Source organism: Vibrio sp. Y29_XK_CS5 (genome assembly GCF_024181835.1).
Classification (GTDB): Bacteria; Pseudomonadota; Gammaproteobacteria; order Enterobacterales; family Vibrionaceae; genus Vibrio; species Vibrio harveyi.
In genome coordinates this window covers 22,083-33,974 of record NZ_JAMZAM010000013.1, presented here as the reverse complement: position 1 = coordinate 33,974, position 11,892 = coordinate 22,083, and the positions used below count along the sequence as shown (strand labels likewise).

12 protein-coding genes are annotated in these 11,892 nt (G+C 46.8%); 11 read left to right on the top strand and 1 reads right to left on the bottom strand.

The features are described 5' to 3' along the window. Positions 1 to 11: 11 nt before the first annotated feature. The 9 genes from NL647_RS25955 to NL647_RS25915 all read left to right on the top strand — a co-directional run bounded on the left by NL647_RS25955 (position 12) and on the right by NL647_RS25915 (position 8,029). Entirely contained in the window at positions 12 to 431 is a 420-nt protein-coding gene (locus NL647_RS25955; RefSeq protein ID WP_253650833.1) for a hypothetical protein, read from the top strand. 31 nt (positions 432 to 462) lie between these two features. Then, on the top strand, positions 463 to 1,002 hold the full coding sequence (locus NL647_RS25950; protein WP_253650832.1) for a hypothetical protein: 540 nt from the start codon (positions 463 to 465) through the stop codon (positions 1,000 to 1,002). A gap of 111 nt (positions 1,003 to 1,113) precedes the next feature. Beyond that, positions 1,114 to 1,485, top strand: a complete 372-nt coding sequence (locus NL647_RS25945; RefSeq protein ID WP_253650831.1) for a hypothetical protein — start codon at positions 1,114 to 1,116, stop codon at positions 1,483 to 1,485. A gap of 87 nt (positions 1,486 to 1,572) precedes the next feature. Further along, complete coding sequence (traF, locus tag NL647_RS25940; RefSeq protein ID WP_253650848.1) at positions 1,573 to 2,352, top strand: type-F conjugative transfer system pilin assembly protein TraF; 780 nt, start codon at positions 1,573 to 1,575, stop codon at positions 2,350 to 2,352. 174 nt (positions 2,353 to 2,526) lie between these two features. Further along, positions 2,527 to 2,940, top strand: a complete 414-nt coding sequence (gene trbB / locus NL647_RS25935; RefSeq protein WP_017188049.1) for a type-F conjugative transfer system pilin assembly thiol-disulfide isomerase TrbB — start codon at positions 2,527 to 2,529, stop codon at positions 2,938 to 2,940. Next, on the top strand, positions 2,937 to 4,343 hold the full coding sequence (locus tag NL647_RS25930; protein WP_253650830.1) for a conjugal transfer protein TraH: 1,407 nt from the start codon (positions 2,937 to 2,939) through the stop codon (positions 4,341 to 4,343). Before trbB ends, NL647_RS25930 begins: the two co-directional genes overlap by 4 nt. A gap of 3 nt (positions 4,344 to 4,346) precedes the next feature. Further along, the gene (traG, locus tag NL647_RS25925; protein WP_253650829.1) at positions 4,347 to 7,151 is read left to right on the top strand and encodes a conjugal transfer mating-pair stabilization protein TraG; all 2,805 of its coding nucleotides are present in this window, start codon (positions 4,347 to 4,349) and stop codon (positions 7,149 to 7,151) included. An 82-nt stretch (positions 7,152 to 7,233) separates the two neighbouring features. Then, the gene (locus NL647_RS25920) at positions 7,234 to 7,764 is read left to right on the top strand and encodes a hypothetical protein (protein WP_253650828.1); all 531 of its coding nucleotides are present in this window, start codon (positions 7,234 to 7,236) and stop codon (positions 7,762 to 7,764) included. Between the two features lie 25 nt (positions 7,765 to 7,789). Continuing rightward, positions 7,790 to 8,029, top strand: a complete 240-nt coding sequence (locus NL647_RS25915; protein ID WP_253650827.1) for a hypothetical protein — start codon at positions 7,790 to 7,792, stop codon at positions 8,027 to 8,029. 41 nt (positions 8,030 to 8,070) lie between these two features. Here NL647_RS25915 and NL647_RS25910 read toward each other — a convergent pair whose 3' ends face one another. Continuing rightward, positions 8,071 to 8,223: a Hok/Gef family protein gene (locus NL647_RS25910; RefSeq protein WP_074052092.1), complete on the bottom strand. Its 153-nt coding sequence runs from the start codon at positions 8,221 to 8,223 to the stop codon at positions 8,071 to 8,073. A 629-nt stretch (positions 8,224 to 8,852) separates the two neighbouring features. Here NL647_RS25910 and NL647_RS25905 point away from each other — a divergent pair. Then, positions 8,853 to 9,446, top strand: a complete 594-nt coding sequence (locus tag NL647_RS25905) for a hypothetical protein (protein ID WP_253650826.1) — start codon at positions 8,853 to 8,855, stop codon at positions 9,444 to 9,446. A 70-nt stretch (positions 9,447 to 9,516) separates the two neighbouring features. Continuing rightward, positions 9,517 to 11,622 (top strand): type IV conjugative transfer system coupling protein TraD, encoded by a 2,106-nt coding sequence (gene traD, locus NL647_RS25900; protein WP_253650825.1) that lies wholly within the window; start codon positions 9,517 to 9,519, stop codon positions 11,620 to 11,622. The last annotated feature ends 270 nt before the right edge of the window (positions 11,623 to 11,892 follow it).

The window sequence follows — 11,892 nt, the reverse complement described above, 5'->3', positions numbered from 1 at the left end:
AACGACTCATCATGAACAAAATGCTCATTATTATCCTCACCACCTTAACCCTTACCTATCCCGCAATGGCAAAAACAAACAAACCTTACTCAAAGGAAGTAGAAACCTTCCTCGATGCTACTGCAGCAACCTGTCCAACCTGCGCTGACGTGTCTGAATTTATGGCTGTAACACTCAAAGAAAAGTGCAACCAACCCATCACAGTAAAACACATTCAGCATGTCACAACAGAACATCCTCTCTTCGTTTTTCTTCTCGCACTGCAAAGTATGGACCCAGACAGCAAGCCGTTAAGCTTCCAATCTGCCGCTGAAAGCGTGAACTGCGAAAATCAAGATAAATGGGAAGAAGACACTCGACTCTCACTAATAGAGACCTATCAGAAGCGAGAAAAACAAGCGCAAAAATCACTACAGATACTAAACCCGTAATTCACGCTTAATCATTTAAAAAGGAAACAAGATGAAAAATTTTATCCAGCGCCACCACTCCACACTATCACTGCTTGCTAAGCACCTAATTCAAACACCCGCGGTATTACTGCTTGTCATCGCTGCTTATGTTTTAGCAACTGACACCCATTTTAATTACAACCAAAGATTAGTCACCGCAGTGACACAAGCTGCGTGGCTTGGTAAAGCCGAGAAAGGGCAGATACGCATTTTTGAATGTATTGATGGAACACCGATTGATAGAGCGACCATCGTAGGTAACGCCAACCCTTGTCCAAATTCGGCAGTGAAAGCCATATCAATAGCCGACTCGGCACGCCAGACCACACAGCGCGAAAGAGAGCAGATAGGGCTACTTTATTTGAGTTTGGTGATTATCAGTCTGTTTCTAACCAGCTTATTTAGAGCTTGCGACCACATCAAAGCAAAGTATGGCAAGCGCTCAAGACAGATGACCAATCAGTGCAACGAAGGATCAACGCACCAAACTAAGACTGATGAAAACAATAAGACAATGGAGAAAGACAAGAAGGTAGAGCAATCCATTTAAGCCGTCGTTTTGTATTGCAGAAATAGCGCCTGTTGGCAAAGTGACTGCCATCATTCAACCCATAGGCTGATATCACTGCGATAACTCAAGTTAACATAAGGAAATTCGCCCATGCATAAATACCTTTCACCTCAAACAGCACGCAACTTGATTATCTCTCTCGTTGGTGCGTATCTAGTGGTTTTCATTCCAAGCAGACCTATTTGCGCAATAACCTGGTATTTTTGGTTAGCCGCAAGTGCACTGGCATGGGGGTTCATCACTTGGGCCGACTCTCGCCCCTCTGGTTTTACGCTAAACAAGGCCGCACTAAACGGATGCCTTCTACTTTTAGCAGGAGGGGTGACGTACACCTTAATTACCCATCCTATTGAAGATTTCATCAGCCTAATGATGGCAGCAGGGATTGTATTACTAGGCGCTTATTCAGACGAGAAAGACCCACAACCAAGCGAACGTTCATCAACATCAAAGGGAGAGTGAGCGCTCTATGACTTTCTTTGCAGACTTGCAAAACTCATGTCACCTATTACTTGAACACTCTGCCGCATCTAACCAAGGTCTATGATGATGAAAAAATCTCTGCTTTACGTCATTACCCTAACGCTGCTTGCCCCGCTATCTTCTGCTCTCGCCAATGATGCCCCACCAGGGTGGCGATGGTACAACGAGCCAAAACAAGCACCTAAAACGCCCAAACCCAAGCCGCTACCTAGCAATACCCAAACCACGGTATCCAGCCCTAAAACCTTGTCAGCAACCGAGCAAATGGACTGGTTCCATACCATGCACAAGGAGGCGCAAAACGATGCCACCATACACCCCAAAGATAAGGAAAAACTGGCAAGGTTCTTGGCACTTAATCGATTTATCACTGACCAGACTGACCAGCTAGGCATGACATTCAAATCGCTGCTACTGGAAAGACCGGAGCTCTCTTACACCAAAGATCACCCGACAGAGCAAGCCGCAAGGCAGGTGTATCTCGATCTAGAAAATAAAAAGAAAACCGATGCAGTTGAAAAGATGAAGCAGGAAGGCTGGGGATTTTTCTTTGTTTATGACGGCAACGATACTCTCAGTCAGCAACTCGCACCTTCCATTCAAGCTTTTGCTGATCAATACCACTTAGAGCTTCTTGGTATCAGCAGTGATGAAACCTTCATCACCAACATCAAAGAGAACCGCCATAACCAAGGCAAGGTCACCGTTCCTTTTACACCTGCATTGATTTTAGTACACCCCCGCACCGGAGAGATGAAGCCACTGGCGTATGGCTGGATAAGCCAGAATGATTTGCTTGGGCGTTTTTACAACGTTGCGACCAACTTTAAGCAATCGGATTTTTAATCGCCGCTTTCAATCGATAAACAGCCACCATATCAAAGCAAACAACGCAAGCGCTGCCATAAACCCCAAACCTAGCTCAAAGTTCGATACCGCATTATTTATCTCGTCCATACCGCCCTCTTGGATGACAACACTTTACTTGTTTCTTTTTAACCTAAAACGCAAGGAGGCACCATGCCATCTCTTCGCACCCTTTTGCTCAGTTTTGCGCTATTTGTTAGCAGCGCACACGCCGCCATGCAAAACCAATACGCTCTGGTGTTCTTTTTTGAAAGTACCTGCCCATACTGCCACAAGACTGCACCTAAAATTACTCGCCTTAGCGAACGCTTCCAATTACCTGTTTACGCTTTTTCTGTTGATGGGGCAGGCATTCCTGGCTTTGAAGTCCCTATTCCTGTCACCCCTGAAATAGGCAGCACTTTTTTCCCAAACAATGGCAAAGCCGTCATGCCCGCCACCTTCTTAATGAATGTGAATAGCCGTAAGTTTTCCCGCCTGAGCATTGGTGACGTACCAGAAAGCACATTAGCTCAGAGCATTCAAAACGCGCTCAATGACCCACGGGTACAGGAGGCGTTGCAATGATGCGCTCACTTACTCACCACTTATCCACCATTTCGGTGCATAAGCGGCTTATTCCTTTATTACTCATCACGTTACCTAGTATGAGCCATGCCGATACTAATAACTCACTGGCCCGCTTTTTTGACCGTTCAGGGTACAACGCCAATGTCTCGAACCCGACCGCCTATCAAGGTCAGTCTGCCAACTACTACACTGGAGGCAGCTTGTTTGTGCGCAATAAAATCATTGATGCGCAACTGGTCAGCGTCACCGTGCCCTCTATCAGTGCGGGATGCTCAGGCATCGATATGTTTATGGGGGGATTTTCTCATATCAGCTCAGACCAACTGGTGAGAGTGGGCAAAGCAATTATCCACAACGCCCCACCCTTCATCACCAATCTGGCTTTGCAAACTTGGGCTCCGCAGCTCAAGCAAAACCTCGATAATCTGCAAGCGATTGCCGACAAATACTTAAACCAGTCAGTGAACTCTTGTGAAGCGGCGCAAGCCGGCATCGGTGGGCTGGCAGCTTTTACCGCGCCAGCTACCAAAAAGCACGTCTGTGCGACACTCGGCACTCAAAACAATGCGTTCTCGGATTGGGTACAAGCCCAACATGAATGTGGCGCAGGAGGCAAAGCCGCAGGTCAATTAGCCAACGCCAAAAATGACCCGGCACTGAAAGACATCACCCAAACGAATCACAATGTGGTGTGGTCTGCGATTACCAATAACGCGTTTTTATCTGCAGATAAAAACCTCGCACAATTTATGATGAGCCTGTCAGGGACTTATGTGTACGACGCTAACGGCAACCCTCGCTACTACCCAAGCCTTTTGACCGACAACAATAATCTGGTCAACGTGCTTCTAGAAGGAGGCAAAGCCTATATTTACCAATGCAAAAGCACAGGCCCCAAAGCGTGCATTAGCATCAGCAAACGCAACAACTTATCCATTAGCCAGGTCAATGGCATTCAAAGCCAGATACGCAAACAGCTGGATTCAATACTGCGAAGCATTGGTACTGACCAAAAACTCACGGATAAGCAAAAGAGCTTTTTGGAGCTCACTCAAACACCAATATTAAAGTTCTTTATTGATGACTTGTCCGCCAATCAAACGCCAGATACCAGCAGTTACTCACGCATGATAGCGGTAGAGCTGCTTAATCAATATCTCACCAACATGTTGAGCATTGCCAGCCAATCACTGGCCAATACCAACAACAGTCAAGATGATATCACCCTCATCACTCGTGATATCGATAACGCCAAACGCTTTACTGCTGGGCTTGCCGATAAAGCTATTGAAGCGCTCAATAACCGCAATCAACTTATCGACTCACAAAGAAAGACCGCGCAACAAAGCCAGAAAGACATTGGCACGACCACCAAACCTGTGCCGGCTTATGGGAACTAACTTATGATACTCGAATATTACACCTATACCTCGGGCGAGGTGGTCAACAAAGCCTTTAATGCGCTGGCCACTTTTTTCAGAACCAATACCTTTGGTGATTACTTACAGATGTGCATGATGCTCGGGCTTATCACCAGTCTGTTTATTTTCATGCTCTCTCGTAACCCCAAAGACATCATCAAATGGATGGTGGTCTTCTTTGCCGTGCCCCTGTTTCTTATCAACATGAAAGCCGACATGCTCATCATTGATAAAACCCAACCGGGGAAAGTGTATAAAGTCGATAACGTCCCCTACCTTGTCGCCGTTCCGACTTACTGGTTCTCTCAAGTCATGGTGGGAATGGCTGAGGGCGTGGAAGCGATTTTCACCACCTCAGATGATGAGCGCTACGGTCGTACTGGCATGCTGTTTGGCTCTGAGCTCTATCAGCTCTCAAGACAATCTAGCGTGCGCGAAATTGGACTCAAAAAACTGTGGAGTGATTATTTTCATAACTGCATGATTGGGGACGTCAGGATCAACGGCAAATACACCTGGGATGAACTCTTTGCCGCCCCTGATATCTTTACTTTTCTTGATGGCATCAAGCAAAGTCCACTGCGTGCGCTTTACCTTGACGAAGGCGGCGGTCGAAGCAGCTACAAGCTGTGTGAAGAAGCGTACCCAATAGTAAAACAGCGGTTTAATGCTGCCGCTAACGAAAACGTCACCTTGTTAGCACACCACTTACTCGGTAAAGAAGCCAATCGCTACAAACCACAAATCGTGCAATCGCTCAAGCGTAGCTACAACAAGTTTTTTGCCATCAGCACCAGTGCCTCCAACACCATCAAACAAAACATGCTGATGAACGAACTGCGCTACAACCTTGATAGCCTTGACCCCACTCAAGCGGCGCTCAATTACGCCTATACCACCAATAAACTTCAAACCACATCGATGTGGGCGTCACTAGGACTGATGGCAAGGGAATATTTACCCATGCTCCATACCATGCTGTTTATGCTGTTTGCTTGCTTAGGATTTTTTGTTGCAGGTGCAGCGGTCATTCCTGGCTTAACCATGATGGTATTGAAAAACTACTTTGGAACGTTTGCCTTTCTGGCGACGTGGCCAGCGCTCTTTGCCATCATCAATGGCTTCCAACTGTGGGGGCTAGAATCTCTCTCCACCGATGTCTCCGGTAAATTTGGTGGACTGGTTCTCTCCAATGCCAATGCAGCCGATGAACTTCACAGCCGCTTTGCATGGATGACCGGTATCTTGATGATAGGGGTGCCGTTAATCGCCGGGGGAATACTCAAAGGCGGGCAATCCGTCATGTCAAGCATGAACTACCAACTATCAAGCATGATTAACTCAACCAACGCCAGAGCGAGCGCGGCAGCCTCAACCGGTAATTTGGATTTTGGCAGTATGCAAATTGATAACCACAGCATGAACAACACCCATGCGAATAAGTTTGATACCAACACACTCACCAACCAAGGTCACACCTACACCCAAAAAGCCGATGGCTCCGTGACAACACAACACCCCGACGGACGCACCACCTACGACAGCACACAAACGGTCAGCCGAGGTAATATCTCCACCAATACCTCTGCCATGCTGCAAGAAAGCGTTGCTAATGCCCGAACCCAGACTGAGCAAAACCTGACACAACAGAGCAGCCAGCTAGGACAAACGATTCAGGCGGGAGCGGCACTTAACGACCGCTGGCATGACAGCGTGGGTAAAAACCTCTCTTACGGTGAAGGCAGCTCTAGCGGCTTTAATACCCAAGTCAATCAGGGAGTGAGCAATATACAAAGTGCCATTAACAATGTCATCAAGCAAACGGGCTGGACGGAAGACCAGTCGCGGGCTTACTTGCAAAGCGCTTATGCTGGTGTGGACGTCAGTGTAGGGGGCAAACTTGGACCATTGGGTGGCAGTGCCAACGCTGGCGTGAAATGGTCAGATGAAGAGCGCACCGCTTACAGCAACATGAGTAGTGAGCAAAAGCAGCAGCTTGAGCAAGCGACCAAGCAATACTCTGAGGGGGCGAATGCCGTCACCAATGCAGGCACGCAAGTGGATAACAAAGACACGCGCACGTCGGTTGAACAGTTTGCGCATGATTTTGCGATTAACGCTAGCAACACCAAGTCTCTGGGTGCCAGCGTGATGCAAAGCCAGTCAGACTTAAATGCCCTATCGAACACCCTAACCCGTTTGGAATCAGGCGGAGGCAGCTTTACGGCGAATGCCAATGGCGCATTCCAGAACTACTTGGAAAATACCATGCCGCACAAACCAGACGTTCAACGCATCATGACCGCCCACAAACCAGAAGATATTGCGGAAGCTAAAATGAATTGGCAGAACTTCACTCGCACCGAACAATTTGCCAAAATGGCGGGGCTGGACGGAGATACGGCGCGAATCGTCGGTAAGATGAACCAAGAGCATCAAGCCAGCGTAGCAACAGGGCAACCACACCTGTCTTCCGCGCAGTCTGATACCATGAGTCAAGCATGGAATGATACGCAAGACACGGTCGCGCAAACACGCACCGATGTACTACACAACAAGGGCACTGGCGGACTGTTTAATGAAGATCGCTTTGACGGGGTAACGGATAACGTCAAGTACCAGCAAAGTCAGGCACAAAAATCCATTAGCAAGCCAGAGCCCATCATTGAGATGACCATCAAGCCAGAGGTTGAGAGTGAGGTGACCAGACCGGAAAGGACAGAATACGTCACTTCCGATCAAGCGTACCCTGCCGCGCCAAAATTTACCCAAAACCCAAACAAGTAGTATTGATCACGGTGCATAAAAAGGACTTTATGCACCGTCTAAATACTGGTATTATGATCAGGTATCTAGAAGGAGCGTTACCATGAAAAAAATTCTGCCATTACTGCTGCTTACTTGCGCAAGCGCGCAAGCTCAAACCCACTCTCCTGAGCTCACTCAACTGCTGAGCGAGATACACGAGCAGTACAAACACTCGACTTTAGCAACCGCAGACATGTACATGGCAGACATCACCAAGTTGCCGTACTTTTTGCAGCACATTGATGAAACGGACACCGTCGAATCAATACGCCTACAGGCTTACCTGCAAGGTTTGCAATCTGCGTATTTTGGTAGTGCAAATCGCCAACAAGACTTAGGTGGTAATAACTGGTTCTGCATGCGCGATACGATGGCACTCGATCCGAAGCGCAACCCTGAATTCCTTAAAGATATGATCTGGACAGTGCTGGAAAAAACAGCAAAGAATGATCCGGAGCGTTTTACTCGTTACAATTTCGCGCCAGCATTTGCCATGTCTACAGCTGTGATTTTTGAGTACGGCTTACAAACCGAATACCCTTGCTACAGCCCTATTCCAAAGTCACTGCAATTTAACGGCTGGAAATATTAACCTCATTAAAAGCAGAGGTCACAAGATGCAAATAGATTGGCTTGATCTGCTCAGTCTCGATGAAGATAGCCAGCAATTGGTGCAGGCGCGCTACCTTTACACTACTGCCTTTCAGAAAGAAGTTGCGGCTAACATGCTCAAAGCGTGGCTGCCGATTGATTTGGTGGTGAGCATTACGGGCTTACCGCTTGAAAAGGTGGTGTTGATTGAACTGGAAATGGCATCTGATGATATGGGTGCTTATGATGTGCCCTTACAACACTAGTTCAGGGAGAGGGCTTCCTGTGCCCCCTCCCTGGCTAGCAACTATCTTGATTCGTAGGCAAGGGTTACCTGAAAGTCCACTCTCTCATCCAAGTAATGTACATCACAAAGTGAGTGCCGAACTATCCAGAGAGAACAAAGCAGGGTGAGGCTCACCACTACTAGGCTTGCAAATGCAATCGTACTTTTTGGCATAACTTGCCTCCTTCAATTTTGCATTGAAATAAATCGAGATAGAGGCTAAGATTTGTATTGTCGGATACATCTCTAAAACCTCGTTTGAATTTACAGTTCATTCGGGGTTTTTGATTTTCTACCGCCAGCAAATCTTTCGAACTGCTTTTGGTCGAACACCAAAAGCACCCAGCGCGATTCTAAAGCCTTTTGCGTTTCCACTCTAGTTATTTCAGGCAAAAAAAAACCAGCACGCGAGAGAGCCTAGTGCTGGTTAGAAGGTGTCTATTCTATTCATTTACATGTTGATTGCTGCTTGGCTGCGAGATTGTATATCATCCTCTCGCCACTCAAGGCTTGTTCCTTAAGAAAACATCCCCTGTCCCGAAGAGCACCAAGCAGCCTCATTATCTTACTTAATATTTACAACCAACACCAGTCAAACGCTTTGTTTGTCACTTCTGATAACAAAGTGACATTTTCTATACCCACAAAACAAAAAAACACCCTCGCAAGGAGGGTGTTTTGACGCGAGTGTATTTCTTTAAGAAGCCAATCCAGAAAGCAGGACTCTACATTGCTTTCCTAATTGAACTTTCTCAACGTAACACAACCGTTCGCCCCTGCAACCCTAATTCAAAGGAAATGTAATGAACGTCATTCTCAAAGCACTATCTGCAATCAAAAGACGCTTATTTCAATACCCCAAAACCCAAGACGACCAACTCCATACCTTTTTAACCGAGTGTCATAAGCAAAACATTCGGTTAGCTTTGCTTGCAGACAAAAGTAAAACCTATCAGTTAAAAACGCTCATCAAACCGCTCAACCTTTCCCGCATAGAAGCCAAGCGACTATTGAAAACTCATTTATCGCCAATGACTGGTTTTAATCTTGGGGCGGATGAGTTTTTCTCTGCGATGAACCACCCTGAGCAACAAGCCTTTCCTTGTCAGGTGTGTGATAACTGCGCACTAGGGTTATTCAAACACTACGGTTATTTGGTTGCTGATACTTCATGGTGCAGCCAGTGTCATGAAAAAGGAGAGTGCATCGACGTGGCGTTAATTGAGCACTACCGAAAACTCGGCATCGATGACGACACGATATGGAAAGCACTACCAAGAACTCGATGGGGCTCAAGAAATGGTCCTTCTACCTATCTCTCGCTTGAAGACATTGAAACAACTTATCAAGCGGTGTTTGAGGCAAAAAAAGAAAGGCGTAATAGGCGAGCGGATTAACCTATTCCCTTTCTTAACCCAACTTCACCCCACCCCTTTAATTTCAACATTTCTATTATATGGAGGCTCCATGCCTAGACCTTCACGCTCCAAGGGCAATCATTTTACCCGTGGTGGACAAATCACCTTCCATTCCATTCGAATGTTCTTTCAAGTCAACAATACCTTGGTCTACGCTGCCATTTGGGCGGTCATTGCCTTAACCGGATTTCTCACTTGGCTTCGTGCCCCTAACAATGCCTTTTGGTCTGTGTTTTATTACTGGCGCAACCAAGTCTATGCCAACCTTGGACACGACCTCAATAGTGAAGTGACCACTTTCTGGAATGGCAAACGCTACGTCGGCACCCTCGCCTCTCAATTAGAAAACACCCAACTCATCACTCTCTACGACAACGTCATACGCCAGACACAAATCAACTTCTTAATCGCCCTAGGTATCGCCTTCGCTATCTTGATGGGCGCCATGGCTTTTTTCAGACGCCAAGGCGAAAAGCAAAGTGAAGATTTTCACGTAAGGGGTTTTCAATATGTTGAGCCTAAAAGGCTGACTCAGGATTTAAAACAGCGAGCTAAAAAGCTGAAAAAGCAAGGCGTAGGCAACGGGAAAATTTCTGATTTTAAAGTCGATGGACTTGCCTTGTTTAAACATGAGTTTGAAGTTCAGCACGTACTCATTGATGGGACGACCGGGGCAGGTAAATCCGTGATGCTGCGTAAACTGCTGCGCTGGATACGCAAGCGCGGTGACAAAGCGATTGTTTACGATAAAGGGTGTACCTTCACCAGTAAGTTCTTTGACCCAAGCCAAGATATCTTACTCAACCCATTCGATGAACGCTGCGCCAATTGGGATGTATGGTGCGATGCCAAGGAAGCCCCTGACTTTGAGAACATTGCCAATGCCCTTATCTCGCAACACGGTGAAGGTGACCCGTTTTGGGTGGATTCCGCCCGCACTATCTTCTCTAGTGCCGCCTATCGTATGAGTCAAGATAATAAACCATGTTCAACCGCAAGACTGCTCAGCCTGATACTCACCTCTGAACTCGAAACACTTGGCAACTTCCTGCAAGGTACAGAATCGGCCTCCCTTGTTTCCAAAGACATCAAAAAAACCGCCATCTCGATTAAGTCCGTTCTGGCGACCTACATTAAGAGCCTACGCTTTCTCGATGGACTGGATGAAAAAGACGACAAGGGCGAGCTCAAACGCAAACCCTTTTCTATTACAGACTGGGTACTCGACGATAAGCAACGTGGCTTTTTGTTCTTATCCAGTAATGCGCAGCAACACGCCTCACTACGTCCATTGATTTCCACTTGGCTTGCCATTGCCTCTAATGCCATTTTAGGGCTAGAGCCAGATGATGACCGCCGTATCTGGGTGATTATGGATGAAATGCCAAGCCTGCATAAATTGCCAGAGCTGGACAGCATCATTGCTGAAGTGCGTAAGTTTGGTGGGTGTTATGTGATTGGTCTGCAGTCTTATGCGCAGCTATTGAAAACCTACGGTAAGAACACTGCCGACGTCATCTTTGATTTACTCAACTCTCGCTTTTACTTCCGCGCTCCCTCAGCGCAGATGGCGCAAATCTCCTCCAAAGATTTGGGAGAGCAAGAAGTCGATGTATCGAGAGAAAATATCTCCTACGGTGCGAATACACTGCGTGACGGGGTATCAATTGGTCACCAGACGGTAACTCGCCCTGTCGTGTCGAGCAGTGAAATTCAAGCCTTGGATGATTTGCAATGCTACCTTCGCGTACCAGGCAGCAGCTTTATCACTCAACTGGATTTGCACTTTGATAAGATGCGAGATGTCAGCGGAGCCTTTATCAAGCGTAATTACACACCATCACCTGCCATGATGAAGGCATACCAAGAAGCGATTTACTGTGAGTGTGTCGCTCCGGGTATTTTCCTCAGCGAAGAAGACCGTAATGCCCTAACTGAACTGCAAGCCAAGCAGTTTGAGACACCAGAAGAGATGAAGCTGGAAACCGACCAAATCAGAGAGGCGCAGCGAAGTGATACGGTCAAAGAACTCGCCACTGAGGATGCAGAAAAACTCAAATCCGATGGTAACTATCAAGAGCGAGCTCAGCAAGAGCTTGAAGAAGCTGTTATCTCTCAAGATATTGAGATGAACTCAGAAGAGATGGTGGAATAACTTTAAGAGCTTGAAGAAGCCGCCATCTCTCAAGGCATTGAGATAGACAGCATATCAGAACAAGACACGCTCTCCCCTTTTACTCCCAACAATCAAAAGCCTCGCTGCAGCAAGGCTTTTGATTTCATTTTAACCACTATACACCGCTCAGCTTTGCTGCCAGCGGAAACTTGCGTTGCATAAGGAAATACCACTATGCCAATCAAAGACAAGTTAAAAAAACGATACACAGCACCATAAGTGAACACCCTGTTATGACAATAGCGCTAT